Origin of the sequence: Nonomuraea jiangxiensis (genome assembly GCF_900099965.1) — a bacterium.
GTDB classification, from domain to species: Bacteria; Actinomycetota; Actinomycetes; order Streptosporangiales; family Streptosporangiaceae; genus Nonomuraea; species Nonomuraea jiangxiensis.
The window spans coordinates 367,471-388,429 of sequence record NZ_FNDJ01000003.1 but is presented as its reverse complement, the minus strand read 5'-3'; the positions used below and the strand labels follow the sequence as shown (position 1 = coordinate 388,429).

General features: G+C 69.5%; 15 protein-coding genes. 7 read left to right on the top strand and 8 right to left on the bottom strand.

The annotated features are described in order from the left end of the window. Window positions 1–8 precede the first annotated feature (8 nt). Window positions 9–1,442: a type VII secretion protein EccB gene (eccB, locus tag BLS95_RS08045; RefSeq protein WP_090930238.1), complete on the bottom strand. Its 1,434-nt coding sequence runs from the start codon at window positions 1,440–1,442 to the stop codon at window positions 9–11. Between the two features lie 95 nt (window positions 1,443–1,537). Between eccB and BLS95_RS08040 the strand changes: the two genes are divergently transcribed. The 5 genes from BLS95_RS08040 (at window position 1,538) to BLS95_RS08025 (ending at window position 7,572) form a co-directional block, all read left to right on the top strand. After that, window positions 1,538–1,924, top strand: coding sequence for a hypothetical protein (locus BLS95_RS08040; protein ID WP_143043630.1), 387 nt, complete (start codon window positions 1,538–1,540; stop codon window positions 1,922–1,924). A gap of 5 nt (window positions 1,925–1,929) precedes the next feature. Further along, window positions 1,930–3,246, top strand: coding sequence for a WXG100 family type VII secretion target (locus BLS95_RS08035; RefSeq protein WP_090930236.1), 1,317 nt, complete (start codon window positions 1,930–1,932; stop codon window positions 3,244–3,246). A 408-nt stretch (window positions 3,247–3,654) separates the two neighbouring features. Beyond that, window positions 3,655–4,317, top strand: coding sequence for a hypothetical protein (locus BLS95_RS57685; protein WP_245764919.1), 663 nt, complete (start codon window positions 3,655–3,657; stop codon window positions 4,315–4,317). Continuing rightward, a complete protein-coding gene (locus BLS95_RS08030; protein WP_245764941.1) occupies window positions 4,235–5,068 on the top strand; it encodes an NAD(P)-dependent oxidoreductase in 834 nt (277 codons plus the stop codon). The genes BLS95_RS57685 and BLS95_RS08030 overlap by 83 nt, the downstream gene beginning before the upstream one ends. Before the next feature lie 200 nt (window positions 5,069–5,268). Continuing rightward, complete coding sequence (locus BLS95_RS08025) at window positions 5,269–7,572, top strand: ATP-binding protein (protein WP_090930235.1); 2,304 nt, start codon at window positions 5,269–5,271, stop codon at window positions 7,570–7,572. Window positions 7,573–7,711: 139 nt separating this feature from the next. Here the strand turns inward: BLS95_RS08025 and BLS95_RS08020 are convergent, their stop codons facing one another. Together BLS95_RS08020 and BLS95_RS08015 are read right to left on the bottom strand one after the other, a co-directional pair. Further along, complete coding sequence (locus BLS95_RS08020) at window positions 7,712–9,442, bottom strand: tachylectin-related carbohydrate-binding protein (RefSeq protein WP_143043629.1); 1,731 nt, start codon at window positions 9,440–9,442, stop codon at window positions 7,712–7,714. Window positions 9,443–9,622: 180 nt separating this feature from the next. Further along, on the bottom strand, window positions 9,623–10,330 hold the full coding sequence (locus tag BLS95_RS08015) for an alpha/beta fold hydrolase (RefSeq protein WP_090930233.1): 708 nt from the start codon (window positions 10,328–10,330) through the stop codon (window positions 9,623–9,625). A gap of 81 nt (window positions 10,331–10,411) precedes the next feature. Between BLS95_RS08015 and BLS95_RS08010 the strand changes: the two genes are divergently transcribed. After that, a complete protein-coding gene (locus BLS95_RS08010) occupies window positions 10,412–11,359 on the top strand; it encodes a helix-turn-helix transcriptional regulator (RefSeq protein WP_090930232.1) in 948 nt (315 codons plus the stop codon). A 280-nt stretch (window positions 11,360–11,639) separates the two neighbouring features. Here the strand turns inward: BLS95_RS08010 and BLS95_RS53985 are convergent, their stop codons facing one another. The 4 genes from BLS95_RS53985 to BLS95_RS07990 all read right to left on the bottom strand — a co-directional run bounded on the left by BLS95_RS53985 (window position 11,640) and on the right by BLS95_RS07990 (window position 14,114). Then, window positions 11,640–12,035: a hypothetical protein gene (locus BLS95_RS53985; protein WP_143043628.1), complete on the bottom strand. Its 396-nt coding sequence runs from the start codon at window positions 12,033–12,035 to the stop codon at window positions 11,640–11,642. A gap of 163 nt (window positions 12,036–12,198) precedes the next feature. After that, window positions 12,199–12,915 (bottom strand): NPP1 family protein, encoded by a 717-nt coding sequence (locus BLS95_RS08000; RefSeq protein WP_245764918.1) that lies wholly within the window; start codon window positions 12,913–12,915, stop codon window positions 12,199–12,201. A gap of 275 nt (window positions 12,916–13,190) precedes the next feature. Continuing rightward, window positions 13,191–13,376: a hypothetical protein gene (locus BLS95_RS07995; protein ID WP_090930229.1), complete on the bottom strand. Its 186-nt coding sequence runs from the start codon at window positions 13,374–13,376 to the stop codon at window positions 13,191–13,193. Between the two features lie 90 nt (window positions 13,377–13,466). Continuing rightward, entirely contained in the window at window positions 13,467–14,114 is a 648-nt protein-coding gene (locus BLS95_RS07990) for a nitroreductase family protein (RefSeq protein ID WP_090930228.1), read from the bottom strand. A gap of 323 nt (window positions 14,115–14,437) precedes the next feature. Here BLS95_RS07990 and BLS95_RS07985 point away from each other — a divergent pair, with 323 nt between their 5' ends. After that, window positions 14,438–14,908 carry a MarR family winged helix-turn-helix transcriptional regulator gene (locus BLS95_RS07985; protein ID WP_090930227.1) on the top strand — a complete coding sequence of 157 codons (471 nt, stop codon included), beginning with the start codon at window positions 14,438–14,440 and terminating at the stop codon, window positions 14,906–14,908. A gap of 445 nt (window positions 14,909–15,353) precedes the next feature. On the opposite strand, the gene BLS95_RS07980 is transcribed toward BLS95_RS07985, so the two are convergent. Further along, on the bottom strand, window positions 15,354–20,681 hold the full coding sequence (locus BLS95_RS07980) for an FtsK/SpoIIIE domain-containing protein (RefSeq protein ID WP_245764917.1): 5,328 nt from the start codon (window positions 20,679–20,681) through the stop codon (window positions 15,354–15,356). Between the last annotated feature and the right edge of the window lie 278 nt (window positions 20,682–20,959).

Here is a 20,959-nt window from a genome sequence, read left to right as displayed (position 1 = left end):
AGCCCGGCTCATTGGGTGCCGGGCTGCTGGATCAGGTTCGCCTCCTGCACGGGCATCCTGGCCGCCGCCGGGTCCAGCGCGGGGCCCTCGGGGATCAACCGCAGCAGGCCGACGGGCACCGGCGCCACGTCCGTCGTGTCGTATCCCAGGTTGCCCAGCACGTCCGGCGTGGCCAGCCGGTACCTCCTGCCCTGGTCCGTGATCAGCGAGAACTGCTGGACCGCCGACAACTGCCCGTCGCCCGGCAGGGTTCCGGCCACCGCCGCGCTGCCCGGGGGCAGCAGCACCTGGTCGACCTTGTCCGGGCCGGCGCTCGCCGCCGGGGTGGGGATGCGCAGCCGGCCGCCCGTGGTCAGGACGGCCCTGGTGGAGCCCTTCGCGGTGTCCTGGTAGGCGGCGCAGAGCGGGGACGACACACCCGGCGTCTGGAAACGGGGCATGGTCGAGGGCAGGCCGCTGTCGCGGATCCGCTGCGCGGACGCCTTGGCCGCGTTGGCGCTCGCCGCGTCGATGGCGATCTCGCGGACCTGGAGCCGGCCGTACGCGGCCTTGCTGGCCGGGTCCTGGAGCAGCAGCATCGCCTGCGTCTGATTGATGGGCGCGAGGCCGTCGGCGAGGAGCACGTACCAGCGCTCGGCCGCGCCGGCGACGGACTCCACCTTGAACACCTGCCCCACTCTGGCCGCCCGGCCGCCGGGGCCGACGGCCTTTTTGCCCCGCTGGATGATCGGCGGGGCGGCGAAGTCCACGCCGGAGGGGATGGCGTTGATCCAGGAGACGGGGACGCGGCGCGGGGTCTGATCGGTGAGGCGGTCCACGTTCGCCGCGCGCATGCGCTGGTTGTTCCAGAGCACCCAGTTCTGCGTCCCGTCGTTGACGACCAGCGCGGAGCCGCCCACCGGCGTTCCGGCCACGTCGATCCCGCCCACGAGCGTCACGAACGGCTTACGCACCCCGGCGGCGTCGGCCCCCTCGACCACGCACACCGACCACGGCGCCTTGACCAGCCGTTCGCGCTTGGGCAGCGAGTCGGGCGCCCCCTGGATGCCCACCTTCTGCCCTCGCGCGTAGGGCGCCAGCGACTCCGCGGACACCGTTCTGACCTTGATGTCCTGGCTGTCGAGCATCAGCCGAGCGGACACGTAGTTCGCCACCGGCTGCAACTTGTTCTGCTGCTGGTTGTAGACGTACGACGCCCCGGTCTCCTCCTCGACCAGCAACTGGCCGGGATCGGTGAGTTTGGTGGCGTTTCCGGGCTTGAGCAGCCCCCAGATGCCGAATCCGACCACGATCAGCACCGCGATCAGGATCCCCGCGAACGTCGCCACGTTGTGCCGCCGCATCGGCGACTCCGGCAGATCCGGCTCACCCTGAAGCAGGGCCAGCCCCAGACGCTGCGTCATGAGGCGATGCGCCTGATAAAGATCCTTCTGGGTCTGCATATTGCCTCATGTTACGCATGTTGACTATGAGTTTTCTGTACGGCAATGGAACAGTGCAGTAGGCTTCTAGATCGAGTGCGGAGGGGGAGCGTCTCATGGGAGAAACACAGCCACCTGCGAACTGGCCGGGGCTGGAGCCTGAGCGTGATGGAGTCGTGTACAGCCCTCAGAAGATCCTGAACATCGCCGGGGCGCTTCGCGAGGCGATGAAGCCCATCAGCGGTGAGGGCTACGGCCAGCGCCAGGGCTCGGTCGCGGATTTCGACGCCTATGGCAACCTCTCGGATATGCGCGCGCACCTGAAGAGCGTCGACCGCATCGAAGGCATCAAGACTTTTGTCGACACGCTGGCGACCAGCCACCAGGAGTTCGCGACCGTCTACGGCCAGGTCCTGGAGAACTTCCAGATCGCGATCTCCCTCATCGAGGCCGGAGCCGGCAATTACCAGGTGACGAACACGGCCAACGGGCAGGAGGCCTGATCCGTATGGGGGACACCAGGCAGGAGACTCACCACCTGAAGTCTCCGGGCGCGAGTCTCGGTGACGACAACCCGAGCAACCGGAACGTAGAGCAGGTCCTGACCTTCCTCCAGGGCTTCGACGCCTCGCGCATCGACAGCGCGTCGATCGCCTACTCGGACGCTCACCAGGCGGTCAGCGAGGCGAAGGCCGCGATCGAACGGGAGGCCCGCGAGCTTGCCAAGGTCTGGGAGGGTAATGCCTCGGTCGAGGCCCAGAAAGCGCTCGGGATCCTCTACGTGACGCTGGGCGAGCTGGCCGAAAAGCTGAAGGGCATGTCCACTCCCCTCTCGGACTTCGCCAATGTCGTACGCAAACACCAGGCGTTCCTCAACGACGACTGGGGCGGCTTCATGCTGCCGACCTGGCACTACCAAGGATTCTGGAACGGTGGACTGGTAGGCAGCGCCTCGTTCAACGACGACTGGACGGACTACTACAGCACCTACACCGGCGTCTATGGCGGCGACAGCACCAAGGGCCAATGGGGGTCCCAGAACGAACTGGCCGGGCAACACCTGCAGACGTTCGGCAATGACCTCAAGCACGTCTTCAGCTCGATGCCGGACACCTTGAATGTGGCGCTCCGGAACATCAAGCCGCCGACACCGCTGGATGATCGCCCGCAGCCGGTGAACTACCCCTTCGACGGCGGCGGACCAGGAGTGGGCGGCGTCATGCCCGCCTCGTACAACGACCCCGCCCTGTCCGGCGACCCGTCGGGCGGGCTGGACCCGAATTCGCCCCCGTACGGCTCGATGGACCCCTCGACCGACTCGATGAACCCCCCGGGCGGCTCGACGGATCCCGGTTCGGACCCCTCCACCGATCCCACGTACCCGGGAGCGGACTCCCAGACGGACCCGTCGGCCGGGGCGAACGCCACCATGGCGAACACCGGCCAGAACCCCGGCGGCATCACGACCACGGGTTCCGGTCAGCAGTCGCACCCCACGACACGCCTGCAGGACTACCAGCCACCGAACACCAGCTCCTTCCCCACCACGAACGGCGGCGCCGGCAGCACCCCCACCTACACCCCGGCCACCTACGGCGGCGGCTCGGGCACATCGACCGGCGGAAGCGGCGTGGCCGCCGCGATGGGCCCGTCGGCCAACGTCCGCGGCGGGACGACCGGCATGGGCATGCCCTTCATGCCCATGGGCATGGGCGGCGCTGGAGGCCAGGAATCCAGTGATCGCGAATCCAGCACGTGGTTGCACGAGGACGACGACGTGTGGGGCGGCGACGCGGACTCGGCGGTGAACAGCCGCATCGGCTGACGGTTCGCAGCCGGCCGGTGAACGACTCACGGCGAACGATGTCCGGCGATGGAACACCCCGGCATGGGCCGGGGCTGTTTCTTGACGGGCCGTCGCCGCTGCGCTGATGCTTCAGGGCCGGTCCGATCATGTTGAGGACTCACGGTCAACGAGCTGGATGCTGACGTCACCGGTTCTGGTGGGGAGGGAAGCCGAGCTCGGCACCGTCGTGGCGGCGCTGCTGACGCCGCCGGTGGTGGTGGCGGTGGAGGGCGAGGCGGGGGGTGGGCAAGACCCGCCTGGTGACCGAGCTGCTGGGCCATCGCGACGTCGCTGAGTCGCGTCGGTTGGTGGGCCGGTGTCACCCGATCCGTGAGCTGTTCCCGCTGGACCCGCTGGTCGAGGCGGTGCGCGGGCTGCGGGAGGAGCTTGACGGCGCGCGGCTGGGTGGGTGGGGCGTTGCGTCCGCTGTTGCTGGAGCTGACCGACGTACTGCCGCCGATGCCGGAGCCGCTGGACGATCGCGGCGCGGAGCGGCATCGGGTGTTTCGCGGCCTGATCGAGGTACTCGTCGAGGAGGCGCGGGTTCATCGCGATGGCGGGCAACTCTGCGACACGCCGACCTTCCCCACCGGGTTCGGGCCTGGCTCGTACCGCGTCGCGGTGGACACCACGCTGTCGACCCGTACGAGCACGGAGTGGTCGCTGAACTACACCCCCGACACCCAGATCCCGCTGGTCGTGACCGAATACCGGCTGCCGGTGGATCTGAACAACGCCGTACCCGCCAGGCGGCACCAGGCGCCGATCCAGCTCGGCTACCAGCGTGGCGGCCCGGCGGCGCCGTGCACGGCGAACACGTGGAAGTTGGGGATTTATCCCCTAACGCCGCGATGCCAGGTCGCCCAGACTGTTCGGCGAGCGCGTGTATCGCAGTTGAAGCAAGAGGGAGGGCACTGTGATGGCCCACAACGATCGTTCACCTGTCACCGTCATCGGTCTCGGCCTGATGGGCTCGGCACTGGCCCGGGTTCTGGTGAAGAACGGATACCAGACGACCGTATGGAACCGCACCGCCGGGAAGGCCGATGAGCTGGTGTCTCACGGTGCGACCCGAGCCGCGACCGTTCGCGAAGCCGTTGCGGCGAGCCCAACGGTGATCGTCTGCGTGACGGACTACCCGGCCGCGTACGAGGTCCTGGAGTCATGCGGTGATGTCCTCTCGGGGAGACATCTCGTACACCTGAGCACCGGCACCCCGGAACAGGCCCGCGAGGCGGCCACCTGGGCGGCCGAGCGCGGTGCCCACTATCTCGACGGGGCCGTGATGGCCACGCCGAGCGGCGTGGGAGGGTCTGAGGCCGTTCTCTTCTACAGCGGATCAGAGGCGGTGTTCTCGGCCGAGCGAGAGATGCTCGACTGCCTGGGCGGCGCCACGTCCTACCTCGGAGCCGACCATGGCATGGCCTCGCTGTACGACTCGAGCCTTCTCGGCGTGGAATGGGGCGTCCTGAGCGGCTATTTCCACGCCTTCTCCCTGGTCGGCACCGAGGGGAGCAAGGCGTCGACGTTCCTCCCCGTCGCCATTCAGTTTCTCAGGTCCATAGAAATGGTCTTCCACGAAGTCGCCAGGCAGGTCGACGAAGGCAAGTATCCGAGCGACGAAGAGACGCTCGACATTCACCTGAACGCGATGAATCGCCTTATCGAGACCAGCCGTGCCCGCGGCATAGGTGTGGACGTGCCCGAATTCTTCAAGACCATCATCACGCGTGCGGTCGCCCTCGGCCACGGTGCCGACGGCCTGCCGAGCGCCTTCGAGGCGGTCAAGCGACCGGCCTGACCCGAGCTGAGATGGTCGCGAGCTCCTCACCCGCCGCATAAGCGCGACGCCCGGACGTCCATCGCCGTACAGCATGCCGGGAAGCCTGACCTGCACCGGATCCGCCGCCTGCGACCCCGAACTACAATCGCTAGGTTGGACAAAAGGGTCCGCTGGACAGGAGGACACGAGCCGGTGGCGATGTTTCACGGTCGAGTCGCGTGCTTCCTGCCGAACTGACCCCCTTCCTCGGCCGCCGCAAGGAGGCCCCGGAGGTCCGTCGCCTGCTCGAGTCGAGCCGGCTGCTGACCCTGACAGGTCCCGGCGGCATCGGCAAGACGCGGCTCGCCCTGCATACGGCGCGTAAACGGCACCGGGCGTTCCCTGGCGGCGTCTGGTACGTCGACCTCAGCACGCTGACGGACCCGAGTCTCCTCCCGCAAACGGTGTCCGCGGCGATGGGCCTGCCCGACATGTCCACCACGTCGCGGACGGAAACGCCGATCGACTACCTGGCCGGCCGACAAGGGCTGCTGGTCCTGGACAACTGCGAGCATCTGGTCGATGGCTGCGCCCATCTGGCCCGCACCCTGCTCCGGGCGTCCGAGGGTCTTCGGATCCTCGCGACCAGCCGTCAGCCACTCGGCCTGGAAGGTGAGCAGATCTTCCAGGTCCCACCGCTCACGGTGCCGCTGGAGCCCTCGGCCGGAGAGCCCGCCGAGGTCCTGGCACGGTACGAGTCCGTCAGTTTGTTCGTCAGCCGGGCACAGGCGGTCTTCCCGGAGTTCCACCTGGATGCCGACAAGTGTCCGTCGGTGGCACGTCTGTGCCGCGATCTGGAGGGGATCCCCCTCGCCATCGAACTGGCCGCGGTTCGTATGCGCTCACTGTCGGTGGAGCAGATCGTTGCCCGGCTTGATGATCGATTCAAGCTGCTGACCATCGGGCACAGGGGCCACGACACCCGGCAGACCTCGCTCACGGCGATGGTCGAGTGGAGCTACGACCTGTTGGACCCGCTCGACCGTACGCTGTGGGCAAGGCTGACCGTTTTCGCCGGCAGCTTCGACCTGGCGGCGGCGGAAGCGGTGTGTTGCGACGACGACCTCCCCGCAGAGGAGTTGCTGGACCGTCTGCACAGCCTGGTCGAAAAGTCGATCGTGATCCGGGATGACGACAGCACGGGTGTGCGTTACTGCATGCTCGACACCTTGCGGCAGTTCGGCCGTGGCCGCCTGGGGGAGTCGGGCGAGCTGGAGACGGTCAGAGCGCGGCACCGCGACTGGTGCGGCGCGCTCGCCTCACAGGCGACCACCGGATGGGCGGAGTCAGAACAACGTCACTGGAGCCGGCGGCTCAAGTCCGAGCGGCACAACATCCGGGCCGCGATCGAATACTGCCTGACGACTCCGAACGAGGCCATCAGCGGCCTGCATCTCGCCGCCGACCTCTGGCCCTTCTGGCTGGTGCACGCGGTGAGCGAGGGCAGATGTCAGGTGGAGCGCCTGCTGGCCGCCCTGCCAGGGGGCGCCGAGGCGGACGCGGCCAGGGTCCGAGGGTTGTGGCTGGCCGGTTGGCTGGCGTTCTACCAGGGTGACCTCGAAGCCACCCGCCTGCACGGCCAGGAGAGCCGTGCCCTGGCCGAACGGCTCGGCGACGACCGCAGCCGTGCGTACGCGACCTATGTCCTGGGGCTGAGCGCGGTCTGCGACCACGACTACCCGCGGGCCAGGAGCCTTTTGAGCACGGCACGCGATCATCATGAGGTGACGGGTGACCTACCGGGACGTTGGCTCGCCACCGCGGACCTGGCGGGTGTGCTGGGCGCGCTGGGCGAGATCGATGCGGGCGTGGAACTCTGCGATTCGGTGATCGAGCAATGCGCTCGCCGGGGCGCACGCTGGAACCAGTCGTATCTCCTGTGGATCCTCGCCGACCTCAGGCGCCTGCAAGGAGATCTCGACGAGGCCACGCGCCTGCTCAAGGAGATTCTCGACATCAACCGCGACTTCGAGGACCCGACCGTCATCGGTGCGTGTCTGGAGTCGCTGTCCTGGCTGGCGACCCGGCGAAAGGATGCGGGGTCGGTGGCCTGGCTGCTCGGCGCGGCACATGCGACCTGGGGCAAAGCGGGGATCTCTCTCCTGGGGTACGCCACGTGGGGAGCGGAACACGACAACGCCTGTGACTACGCGCGTGAATCGCTGGGCGAGACGGCATTCGAGGAGGCGTACCAGCGGGGCGCGCGGATGACGCCCACGGCTACGATCGACCGCATTCTCGCGAAACCGACGAAGGCGTTGCCCCGCGAGCCGCGCGTCAGGGCGAACACCGAGGAGCTCACACCGCGAGAGCTCGAAATCGCCGAACTGATCACCGAAGGGCTGACGAACAAGAAGATCGCCCAACGGCTGATCATCGCGCAACGCACGGCCGAGGGCCACGTCGAGCGCATTCTGCGCAAGCTCGGATGTACCTCCAGGGCACAGGTGGCGGCCTGGTGGACGTCGCGCACCGCATCATAGGGCGCGATCCGGCCGATCGGCCGCCGCGCCCGCGACCGGTACGCTCCACGGAGCACTCGCCCTGCCGAACGCCGTCACGGCCTCGCGTATGGCGGTGTCCGGGGATCTTCTCCTTCGTGCGTGTCGTACGGACCGCAGGTCAGGCGCGCTTGGCCTTGCGCCATGAGCGGTCGTAGAGCGTGGCGCTGTCGAGGGTCGAGGAGCCGCCTTCGTCGCCCAGCGTAGGCCCGTCGACCGTTTTACGGCTGGATATGAACCGGTGTTTGCCGGTGGAGTCGATTCCCAGATAGATGCCGACATGGTCGATGGCCGTGCCGTCGTCCGTGCTGGCGTCCCAGAACAGCAGGTCGCCCGTCTGCAGATCCGCGTAGGACGTGGGCTTGGCCGTTCCACCGTCGATCACGGTGATCCCCGGGGCGTTCTCGTCGGCCATTTGTACGGCTCGGCGGGGAATCGCGGACTTGCTCAGCGTGTCGCCGATGCCCAGCGGGTAGCCGCCGCGGTAGCCAAGGACCATTCTGACGAAACCGGAACAGTCCAGCGAGTCCTTCTGGCGGGTTTCCGGGGGGTCGATCCTGTCGTCGTAGGTCCATGCGAGGCCGAGGTAGTCGTTGAAGTCCGAGCCCTCTTCCCGGGTGCCGTCCGGGAGCAGGGGACCGTAGTGGGCGTCGCCCGCGTAGCGCAGGCCGTCGCGGACCTTGGAGGGGGCGTCCGCGAGATACTGCGTGGCGATGTCCAGCAGATCCTCGTCAGTCCTGGCGATGTTGGCCGCCGGCCAGGTGGCCGCCCATGGCGCCGACGGTGACCATGGGCCGGGGAGCAGGCGGACCCAGGCTCGGGTCGAGACGGTCGCCTCGGTCGTCGGCTCGGCGAACTTACGTTGCGGGCCGTAGGTGACGGCGGTTCGGGCGCCTTCCGTCAGGACGGCGCCGACCCGGCCTTGGCTGTAGTAGAGGTTCTGGCCGGATTTGCCGGGGGTGTAACCGGTGAAGGACTGCCCCTGCGCGCAGGCGGTGGCGTCGGCGAACAGGGTGGTGAAGGAGGCGAATCCTTCGTTCAGGGGGCGGCGGTCCTGCCAGACCGGTGCCCCGGCCAGGGGGTCGGCATGGTGGTGCCACCACATCCGGCCGGACGCGTCGAGCGCGTAGACGACTCCCGCTCCGGCGCCGGACGGACTGCGGTAATCCGTCCAGCCCTCGCCGGTTACCAGCCCCGTGCCCAGGCCGAAGGTGGTGCCGCCGGAGACCGGATCGGTGTGGTCGTACCAGCGGACCTGTCCCTTGGTGTTCACGCCGTACAGTGTGCCGTCGCGTCCGGTCATCAGCGTAGTGATCGCTGTCCAGCCGGAGCGGATGACCTTGCCGCTCCCCGGCGCCCATCTGGCTTCGCCGGTTGCCGGTGAAAGATGGCGGTACCAGTGCAGGTCTCCGGCTTTGTCGAGGGCGTAGATGACTCCGGAGCCGGCCGACACGATGTCCACGAAGTCGCCCCAGCCGTTGCCGATGACCGTGCGCTCGCCGGGAGCCCAGCCGCGCTCACCGGTCGCCGGATCCAGGTGGCGGTACCACTTCAGGTTTCCGTCGCCGTCGACCGCATAGATCACGCCGTTGCCGCCGGAGAACACCTTGGCCAGCGTGTTCCAGCCGTAGCCGATCTCCTTGCCGCTGTCGGCGGCCCAGGAATCCTCGCCGGAGGCGCCGGCGCGGTGGCCGTACCAGCGCAGTTTTCCCCCACCGTCGATGCCGTACACCGGGACGACCGCCGAGCACGTCAGCGCGGAGGCGGCCACGGCCGGTCGCGGATCGACCAGGGACAGCAGGGAGGCTCCGACGATTCCCGCGGTCAGGACGGCCAGCTGGGTACGGAGCATGTCCACAACCTCTCGATCTCACGCCGAGACGGACCACGTTTCAATGCCGCCAGTCCGATCGATCGCAGCATGATCTCACGGATGCAGGCGCGGCCAGGCCGCCCCCGACCACGCCGGCCAGTGTCAACGCGAGGCCGTCGCCTCGTACCAGAACGTCGAAGCGAGGCTGAGGAAGCGTCGTCAGAGCAACGCGGCGAGCTCCGCCGGTCGCGAGAACATCGGCCAGTGGCCGGTCGGCAGCTCGGCAAAGGTCCATTCGGGTGTGCCGAGCGGGGCGAACGCCGGGTTCCCCGAAGCGACCAGCTCGCGGATCACCGCCACCGGCATCGTAGTGGCGACCATGGTCTTCGGCGTCGCCGGGATCTGCTGCGGCCGCTGAACCGACTGGATGACCGCGCCCCACGGCTGCGGCGTCGCCTTCGCACGGATCTGCGCCCAATGCTCCTTGGTCAGTCCCTCGAACTTCCCGTCCCCTTGCTCGAAGGAGGGCGCGTCGAGCGCATGACCGTCCCCGACCTGAGCGCGCCAGGCCTTCTGGGTGTCCTCGTCGTTGAAGTCGATCACCGCCACACCGGACGGCAGTGGCGCGGTGTCAACGTAGACGACCCGGCTGAGCCGCTCGGGATGCCGGTCCGCGACCGCGGTCACCGGGACAGTCGCCCCGCTGTGCCCGACCAGGACGACCTCGTCCCATCCGTCCATCGCCGCGAGGATGTCGACCACATGGGTCTCCACGCCGACCTCCGGCGACAGCTCCCCAGCCCGCTCCGCCAGCCCCGTCAGGGTGACCGCCCGCACCTCGTGTCCGGCGGCGCGTAGTTCCCGCGCCACTTGATCCCAAGCCCAGGCGCCGAGCCAGAAGCCGGGAACCAGCACGTAGTTCGCCATCTCATCGTCCTTCCAGTGAGCCGATGTCGCTACGCTAAGGCCGATAGCGGACAGAATCCGCCCGGATTAAGTGGGTGATCTGTGTCATATCCGGCGATCCGGATGCTGGCGATGCTCGAACTGCTCCAGGCCCACCACGGGCTGGGCGGCCGCGACCTGGCGCAGCGGCTCGGTGTGGACGAGCGGACCGTCCGGCGCTACGCCTCCCGGCTCGCCGAACTGGGCATCCCGGTCGCCGCCGAGCGCGGCCGCTACGGCGGCTACCAGTTGATGCCCGGCTACAAGCTGCCACCGCTGATGCTCACCGACGACGAGGCCACCGCCGTGGTCCTCGGTCTGCTCGCCGGCCGCCGCCTGGGCCTTGCCGCCGAGGCCACCGAAGCCGCCCTGGCCAAGATCCGGCGGGTGCTGCCGACCACGCTGCGAGAACAGGTCGGCGCACTGGAGGAGACCTTGGACTTCACCCTCGCCGAACGTGCGGCGCCGACGCCCGCGAGCCGGGCCGTGCTGACCCTGGCCGCCGCGATCCGCGACCGCCGCCGGGTCACACTGCGCTACCGCTCCTGGAAAGGCGCCGAGACCGAACGCGAACTGGACGGCCACGGTCTGGTCTTCCACTCCGGCCGCTGGTACGTGACCGGCCATGACCACCGGTCCGGCGAGATCCGCACCTTCCGCGTCGACCGGATCTCCGCCGTCGTCCCGGGGACGGCTTCCTATGAGATCCCCGAGGAGTCCGATCCGGTGCGGCAGGTCACCGCGTCGCTGGCCCAGGTGCCGTATGCGAACGTGGTCGAGGTCATTCTGCACGTTCCCCTCGCCGAGGCGTCCCGCCGCATCCCGCCGTCGGTGGCCACACTCACCGAAACACCGGACGGAGTCCTCCTGCGCACGCGTGCCGAGTCCCTGGACGGCATGGCCACCATGCTCGCCGGACTCGGCTTCCGGTTCACGATCCTGTCACCGCAGGACCTGCGCACCGCCGTCCGCCGCCTGGCCGAGCGCCTGCTGAAACAGACGCCAGAATGAAACACCCCACTATGTCTCCGCCGACCAGCGACCACCTCAGCCCGCGGCCCGTTTCAGCCCGCCACCCCTGATGGTGCAGCGGCGTGTCCGACGGCGAGGTGGCCGTCGCCGCCGCGAACGCCACCGCAAAGATCCCCGCTGATCTCCCTGGCCGTCCTTACCGCCTTCAGCAACGCGATGATCCGTACGCCCCTTCCCTACGTCCCGCCCCTCACCTACGTCGCGATCATCGCGTTCATCACCGCGCTGACCGTGACCGCGCCGGCCATCCCGGCCCGCCTCACCCGGCCGAAGCCCACGGGCCCGCAACTAAGATCCCCAGCCCGAGCGTCAGCGCCCAGCCCAGATACGCGGCCCCGCCCATCACCATGAACACGGACTCGTCCAGCGTCGTGCCGACGTTGAAGTGGCTGCGCACGCCACGCACCGCCTGGAAGGTGATGCCGAGATCTCCGGCAGAACGAACCCGCCGACCCCGACCGTACCCAGCCACCCCAGCGTCCGCCGCCACCGCTCCACCATGGCGATCATCCAGGCGAACGTGATCGCGGAAAGGCCGAAGGAGGCCGCGAACTTGAACGGCTTGAGCCACACGGCCGGGCAGACCCCCTTCGCCCAGCACCATCCGCTCATTGACCACCAGACCGATCCCGCTCACCACAGCGAGAACCGCCATGGCGATCGCGCATGCGGTGAGCGGGCCGTGCCATGTCCTCTGACGCGGGGCAACCATGATGCCTGTTACGAACCAGAGACGTGATCACCGGCTCGGCATGACCTCGTCACGAATCGGTCAGCCGGCCGCCGAATCGCTGGCGACAGAGGAAAGCCGTCTGCGGTCAGGCATAGGGGTCGAACGGTATTCCGGCCGGCTTGGCCTTCGCCAGCTCGCCGCCGAACGAGGAGTCCTTGAGCCCGAAGCTGGCCGAGCCGAAATTGTGCGCCACCAGGCGGTCGCGGAACCCGGCGGGGTAGTTGTCCCAGCCGACCAGCGGCGGGAACTGCCAGGTGCCCTTGTGGTTCTCCGGCTGCTCGTCGACGTTCGCGAAGCGGAACGCGTGGGTGGACAGCCCGTCCTTGTGGTAGATGATCTTCGGGTGCGTCCCGTCCCACGGGAGCTGGGAGCGCGCGCGTACGTTGTAGGCGCCATGCTCGGATGCCGCCACGTACTGCGCCGTACCGTTCTGGACCCAGACCACGACGTGCTCCCAGTCGTGCCGGTGCCCGCAGCAGCCGGGCAGCGTCTGGTCCTTCTCGAAGTAGAGCCCGTAGATGTAGGCGCACCAGCCGTTGTTGCACTTGGAGCGCGAATAGGAGTTGGTGTTGTCGAGGTCGGACAGGTCGCGGCACTGCCCGTTCACCGCCCCGCCGAGTGCGAGGCCCGGGGCGATGGTGCCGTCACGGCCGATGGCGGGTGTCGGGTAACAGCCGTCGCCGTCGTAGTCGAACGCCGGCTGGTAGGTACGGTCGTCCGACGGCGCGGCCCCGTCGAGTGCCGTCGGCGGGGCGGCGTGCGCGATGCCCGGGACGGCCACGACGATCGCGATGGCACTCACCAGCGCCCGCAGGGCGAAGGATAAGCGCCGCGATTTCCGGCGACGGGAGTGAGGAACGTGGTTTGTCGGCGTTGGGGGGTGTGTAACGGGCATGACCTGGACTCCTGACAGAGTGAGTGAATACCGGTTATGTCCGTTGTCTTCGTCTCACGAAACCGCCGCGCTGACCAGAAACCGCAGTGGGCATTACCGGAAATGGGGCAAGAACGGCCGGTGACACCACTCGTCCCGGATGTCATAGCGAGTCCATGTCGTACACGATCCGGGCCATCCCGTCACCGTGATGAGGCGATAACCGGTTCAGACGCGACGCCGCCCAGGGCGGTGAACTTCACGCCGCTGGCGGCGATCCCGTAGCCGTTCACGTACAGGAGCCATCCGGTGCGGCCCCCGTCCATGACCTTGGCCTGTACGACGGCGCGCCTGAAGGAGTCCTTGTCCGAAGAAATGCCAACGCGCACACCGCCTGGGTCACCTCCTTCGCCGGCAGAGTCCGCCGGAACAGCGCGCCCGTGACCCGGCCGAGCACGCACGCGACCTGGCCGGCGCGCTCACCACCGGTCCCAGTGCAGAACCTCCTCCCGTGGGATACGTGGAGCGGGCTTGAAGTCGGTGCCGAGAGTGAAGGCCAGCGGGATGAAGGCCGCCAGCATGACCTTCTCGTGGGGCACGCCGAGCACCTTGGCCAGCTCGCGTTCGAGCGGCGCCTGCGCGGTGGTCCACACGGTGCCGAGGCCGCGCGCCCGGGCGGCCAGCATGAAGCTCCACACGGCGGGCAGGATCGACCCCCAGGTGCCCGCCTGCTCGGCCACCGGCGCATGGTCGGTGCGGCCCTCCACGCCGGGGATGACGAACGCGGGCACCCGTTGGATGCTGGCGGCCAGGTGCCGCAGGCCATCGAAAACCCGCTCGGTGGAGCCGGAATGGTAGTTCATGCGCCACAGATCACGTTCGCTCAGCGGCTGGCCGCCGGCCACGGCCAGGGCGCGCAGGAAGATGTCGGCCACGGCCCGGCGCTGCGCGGCCTCGGTCACGACCATGAAGTGCCAGCGCTGCCGGTTGCGCCCGGTGGGCGCCTGCACGGCCAGGTCCACGCACTGCTCGATCAACTCGCGAGGCACCGGCCGGGTGAAGTCCAGGCGTTTGCGCACGGCGCGGGTGGTGCTCAGCAGTTCGTCGGGGGTGAGGTCCAGTGTCACGATGGGTCTCCTGTCAGACGGCGGGGACGGGTACGGGGCGACGCGAGCGCAGGCCGTAGACGGCGATGAGGCGCCCGCCAGGGAGAAGCCGCCCCCGGCCAGGAAGGCGATCCGGTAACCGGCGAGTCCGGGAACACCGCTGCGCACAGCAACACCAGGGCCATCTGTTTACGGCCATAGGTTCGTGGCACGGCCCTCTCCCCTGAGTACAAACAATTTCCTTACAGACGATTAGGACCGTATGCCTGCAAATCATCTGCTGTCAAACAATCTGCGGCCAGATGAATGCCGTGTAGGCTGATGGCAGAGCGAAGAGGAGACCGATGGCCACCCCGACCAAGACAGCCGACCGCGCACGACCGACGTACTTCCCGCAACTGGCGGCCGAGCGGCTGGACATCGCGCTCTGCCGGGCCTCGGCCGCCGTGGCCCGCGCCGCAGACGCCCGCGCCGGCGAGGAAGGGCTCGGAGTCGGCCAGCACCTCGTGCTCCAGATGCTCGACGCCGTCGGCCCCTGCTCCCAGCAGACGCTCAGCGAAGAACTACGCATCGACCGCAGTGTCATGGTCAGCGTCTGCGACGACCTCGAACAGGAGGGTCTCGTACGCAGGGAACGCAACCCCCGCGACCGCCGCTCCTACGCCGTCACCATCACCGACGCCGGCCGCCGACGGCTGGCCCAGGCGCAGACGTCGATCCCAGCCTTCCTCGAGGACACCTTCCAGCCTCTTACACCCGACGAGCGTGACCAATTGAGCACACTTCTCGGCAAACTCCTGAAAATCGACACCTGACGCAACGGCGCCACCACGCACTCACCCCCCTGGACGAGTAAGCCCTAGCTGGGTCCGCTGTGAGGCCGTGTGAGCGGCGAGCAGCCCCATTGGCCAGCTCCCCTCCGGGCCCCTCCTTGCCTGCGTGGTTCCGTGTAAGCGGTGGCGAGTGAGGTGGCGGCACGGATAGATGGCGAGTAGCCGTATCGTCCGACCTCAGCCTCGTGTTCACGGCGCTGCATGTGGGCGAGGGTGGGGCGCGGCGGCGCGGATTCGACGGTGAGCAGCCGCATCGTCCGACCCCAGCCTCGTGTTCACGACGCTGCATGTGGGCGAGGGCGTGTGGGGCGGCGGCTCGGATTCGGCGGTGAGGAGCGCATCGGCGGATCCACCTCCCGAATCCGCCCACGCCACCTCGCTGTGGCTGGATGGACCCGAACCGTAGGGGAAGGGAGCAGTGGGTCTTTCAGGCGTCGTTGTCGGGGAGAGCCGCTTGGACCGGTGTGATGTTGCCCGTTGTCACCAGGAAACCCCGGCCGGGTGGTCCACCGGCCGTGCCGCGCGGGAGGCGGATCGTGAAGAGGTCGCCATCCGCCTGGCTCTGCACCGCCAGCAGCAGCCCCGTACGAGACTTGCGTGTCTCGGCCACGAACCCGCGATAGGCGACGGCCAGGTCCCCAGTCGTACCGGCGATCAAGAGTGCGTGATCGCCGTCCCGGCCCGAACGAAGCACCTCCTCCAAGGCCATGCCCAGCGGCGCGTCCGCGTTGATCAGCTCGGCGTCATCCACCAGCACGACGTACTCGTGCAGGTCGGCGACCAGTTCTTGCAGGTTGTCGGCGTTGCCGTCCAGCACGGCCACCGCCCCCGCCAACTGCTTCAGGGGGCTGCGCCTGGGCGCGACGGCGATGACCGGCGTACCGCGATCGATCAGCGAATGGGCGGCCGTGAGCAGCACCGATGAACGGCCGGACCGGGACGGGCCCGCGATCACCGCTCCAGGACCCTGAGCCAGGAGGTCGATCCCCAGCGGCGCGAGGGAGTCACCTCCGGCCCCGATCAAGGCCCACAACGGTGACGGAGGGCCGAACGCGGGATCCAGAGCCAGCGCCTGGGAGGCCGTGATGCGCATCGGCAGAGCGTCCACGCGTAGCGGTGGCGCGCCCTCCCAACGCCAGCCACCTTGACCAGCGGCGGCAAGAGGACGCCCATGAGCCCGCTCCACCCCCCGGCGCCCACCGGACCGACCAGCACCATCACGAGAGCCGGCACCGCCACCGGTGTCTGTACCATCCGTCCTGATGGACGCCCCCATGCTGGTTGATGCGCTCGCGTGGGCCGACGTCCCCGCATGGGTCGGTGTCCCCGCATGGGTTGGTGTTCCCGCATCGGGCGTCGGCGTGGTGTCGGCCAGCGGCGCGCCGAGGTCCATGGATGCGCTGGCGTCAAGGCGCGCACCGACGTCCGTGCGTGCGCTGGCGTTCAAGGGCGTGCCGGTGTTCAAGGGCGTGCCGGTGTTCAAGGGCGTGCCGGCGTTCGAGGGCGTGCCGGCGTTCGAGGGCGTGCTGCCGACGTTTGAAGGCGCGCTGACGTCGGTGGGTGTGCTGGCGCCCGTGAGTGTGCCGTCGCCTGTGAGGGTGCCGACGGTTGGGGGTGGGTCGAGGTCGATGGCGGCAGCGGTGCGGGCCAGGGATTGGAGGGCCGCGACCTGTGCTGGGCCTGCCGGGTCGGGGTCGAGGAGTGCTATGTGGTGTTCCACGATGCCGTGGTCGCCCATCGAGAGGGCGCGGCCGGGAGGTACGGACGAAGGCAGGCCCTTGAGCGGGAAACCGGCCAGGCCGTAGTCGGCGGGGTCGGCGAGGCGGAGGAGCAGGCGGTCGTCGAAGACCGTGGAGACCTGCCCCAGCAGGCCGGAGCGGTCGGCGGTGACCACTGCCCGGAACCCCACCGCCGGACCTTCCCGGAGCAGCTGCATCAGGGCCTCGATCAGGCGGCCATAGTCGTAGCTCTCGAAGGCGGCGACGAAGCCCTCCCAGCGGTCGAGCATGAACACCAGCCACGGGAGGCGATGACCGGCCTGGCGGTATTCGGCCAAGGAGGCGTGACCGGCTTCGGCCAGCAGTTGCTGTCGGCGGCCGACCTCGGCGCGGAGGCGTACGAGCAGGCGCTCCACCCGGTCGAGCTGGTCGCGGGTGACCACGGCGCCGCAGTGCGGCATCGCCACCAGCGGCAGCAGCGCGCCCGAGCCGCAGTCCACCGCATGGACGTGTACGTCCGCAGGAGAGGCGTGGGCGGCGATGGAACCGGCGATGGTCCGCAGGGCCGTCGATCTGCCGCTGCGCGCGGCTCCGGCGATGAGCAGGTGACCCCCGTGGGCCACGTCGAGCGCCAGCGGGTGTCGGTCCTGCGCCCACGGCCGGTCAGTGATGCCGAAGGGCAGCGGAGCCACCTCCACGAACTCCCCAGGCCTCGATGGGCGACGGGCTCCCAGGCCGGGCCGGAACGCTGGATCCGGGGCGGACGGGACGTGGCGGCCGGCGTGCGCGGGGACGTGAGCGGACTCGGGCCGGGTGGTGAGGGCGTGAGCGGACTGTGGCGGGGTGGTGAGGGCGTGAGCGGACTGTGGTGGGGTGGCGGGGGCGTGGGCGGCCTCTGGCGGGGTGGTGGGGGTGGCGAAGTTCAGGACGAGGTGGGTGGGGAGGGGGTCCAGCCATGGGCTGGGCTGGTGGGGGACGCCGGCAAGGCGGGCGGCCTCGATGAGGGCGTCGGCGACCAGGCTGAGGTCTGTGGCCGTCGCGTCCTCCTCCGGCTCCGGCGCGGGCGGCAGGGGCCTGCCCAGGGTGCTCCAGGCCACGTCGAGCACCCGTACGTCGGCGTTCGACGCGCCGAGCTGGTCCTGCGAGCGGGGCGAGGCCGCCGGGCTGCGACCCCCGACCCTGGCCGTCTGTACGGCCGTCGCCGCGCCCACCCCGGAACGTACGTAGCAGCGGCCGGGCGTCGACTTGGAGATGTGGGCGGCGTCCGGCAGGTCGATGACGTCGGACGATTCGGCGGGCTCCGTCACCCGCAGGGCGATCCGCAGCGAGGTGTTGGCCTGGATGTCGGCCGTCACCACACCGGCGGGCCGCTGCGTGGCCAGGATCAGGTGGATGCCCAGCGAACGGCCCCGGCGGGCAATGTCCACCAGACCCGTGACGAAGTCGGGCAGTTCGGCCACCAGGGCGGCGAACTCGTCGATGATCAACACCAGCCGGGGCATGCCCGACCCCGTATAGTCCTCGATGTCCTTGGCCCCGGCCGACCGCAGCAGCAGCTCCCGGCGGCGGATCTCGGCCGCCAGCGAGTCGAGGGCCCGCTGGGTCAGGTGACCGTCGAGGTCGCTGACCATGCCGACCGTGTGCGGCAGGCGTACACATTCCTTGAAGGCCGCCCCGCCCTTGTAGTCGATCAGCACGAACGTGAGCTGGTCGGGACGGTTGGCCACCGCCAGCGAGCAGATCAGCGTCTGCAGCAGCTCAGACTTGCCGGCGCCCGTCGTGCCGGCGATGAGGCCGTGCGGGCCGTCGAGCCTGAGGTCCACCGAGAACGGGCCGTCCGGGCCGATGCCGATCAGCGCCTGGGTCGAGCCCTCGTCCCGCCACTGGGCGGCCAGCTCACGCCCAGAAGGGTCTGGCATGCCCATCAGATCCAGCAGGCGGACCGCGTCGGGCAGGTTGCCCCCAGGGTCGTCCCTGCTCACGTCACGGATCGGGGACAACGCCCTGGCCAGGCGGTCGCACCAGGTGGCGGAGACCAGATCGCCCAGCACCGGGCCGATGACGTCGAGCCCGCCACCGAGCAGGCGGATGAGACCGTCGGTGCCGCACGCGGCCACGGTCTGGCACTCCTCGGGGAGCAGCCGCTGGTCGTCGTCGATGGCGAGGGTGAACACCCCGGAGCGCGGCCCCTGACGCAGTACCTGAGGCATGTTGGGCAGGCCACGCAGGATCTGGGCGCCGTCGAGGACCACGAGCACGTCGTAAGGGCGCACGTCATAGGAGGAGAACGTCGGTTTTTCCGGCCCGCCCAGGTCGTCCCAGCCGGTGGGGATCTTGCTCAGCTCGGGGATCGCGGTGTTCTGGCGCTGGTCGATGAGGGCGGCGAGCTCCGAGACGCGGCGGGCGGCCGAGTCGGGATCGGTGCCCACCAGCACCACGCAGTCCTCGCCCGCGCGCGGCGCGCAGTGCGGCAGCCAGCGCGTCCAGCCCCAGCGGCGCTCGGCGTCGGCGTGCGCGGACACGACCACGATGGCCAGGTCACGAGGGCTGTGCAGGGTCGCCGCCTGAGCGATCAGCCAGCTCGCCAGACTGGTCGCGGCCGCCCGCGGGCCGGTGACGCCCGCCACGCCGAGCCGGCGCATCGGCAGCGCCACAGGCACGGAACGGCAGATCGGCGGGTCGATCGGCCCGCCCTGCTCCTCCGAAAGCTCCAGGTTGGCGGGCAGGTCGGCGAGGCCGACCCTGAGCCGGAGCGCGTCGGAGTCGTGGATCCTGCGCTCCCACAGCCGTCGGCGCGGCCCGGTGGCCGTGAGCAGCACCTGGGCCGGGTCCGGCGCGTCGGACCTGCGCGCCGCCTCGTCGGCCGCCCGCGCCCGCTCGACCGCCTCGTCGTACGCCTGGAGCTGCTCCTGGTATTCCTTGATCGCCTTCTTGTGCTGCTTCTTGCCGTGGCGGCGGTCGCTCCACCACTGGCCGATCATGATGACGGGAGTCATGAGGGCGACGAGCAGGTAATACCACTGCCTCAGGGCTATCGCCAGGGTCAGGCCGAGCACGGCGGGCAGGAAGGCGGCCAGCAGCTGGAGCCGCAGGCCCTCGTTTCTGGTCGGCTCCTTCGGCCTGACGATCTTGCGTTCGGGCTCGGGTCGCCGGAGCCTGGGCGGGCGGTTGTAGGACACGCCGCCGTCGGACCTCGGCGCCAGATGGGCGTCTCTAGGCTCGATCGAGGTCAGCACGAACACCGATGAACCGCAGGTCAGCACCGCCTGGTCGGGCCATTCGACGGGCTCGGTGAGCGGCCGCCCGTCGAGCTCGGGGATCTCTCCGTAGTCGGCGGCGAACTCGGCCGCCTCCCGCTCCGCGACCCGCGCCGTGAGCTCGGCGACCTCCTCGGCCCAGCGGCCCTTGAGCTTGATCTTGGGTGCCGCTCCCGGCTCCCGCCATGCCCGCTCCACGGTGATCGTTTCCGGTGTCACGCGTACGGCCACCGCCTCCGGAGCCAGCGCCGGGTCGGCGGTGGCCATCGCGCACGTCGGGTCGGAGCCGATGACGTGCACGCCCAGGCCCAGCCGATGCACCGCGCCGGCCGCGGGGCCGCCCACCACCCGCACCTCCGCCACCCCGCCCGGCTCCTCGACGACCGTCGTGCGGGCGAGCCGGGGATCGAGCGTGACCTTGTCACCGTCGCGCAGCACCGCGGCGGCCGGCGCCCGCGGGTCCAGCGGGCGGCCGTCGCGCCACAGGGCCAGATGTCGCCCGCGGGGCACCGTGGGCCGTTGGGCGCCGTCGCCCGGCAAGTGTGTGGTGCCGTCGTCACGCAGGTGTCTCGGCCTGCGGGGACGGGGCACCTGCGGGCCGGTGCCGCCGGTCGCCGACAGTCCGTAGGGCGCCCTGGCCCCGGGCAGGCGGACGACCTTCGCCATCGGCTCGGGATCGCTCAGCGCCTCGGCCAACCTCGCCACGGTGACGTTGTCGTCTCCGTCGATCACGACGTCACGATCGCCTTGCCCGCCGAGCACGGTGAGCATGATCCGCATGGTGCAGTCTCCTCGCTCGACCTCGGGCCGCCAAAGGTAGCGCCCGAAGCGAGGTTAGGCCGGTTGGTTGACGCCAATGGCATGGCAAGGGCCGGTTGTGGACAACGCGGGCCGGCGCGCCACCGCCTGTGGACAACTTCCGTCCCGGTGTTGGTTGGGTGGCTTCGGTGGTGGACGTGACCCGGCAACCGGCGCTCGTCCGTCCGCTGCCTGGGGGCTTGGCGTGGGGTTCCTTCGTCCGTCCGCCGTCCGAGGGCTTGGCGTGTGGCTCTCCTCCG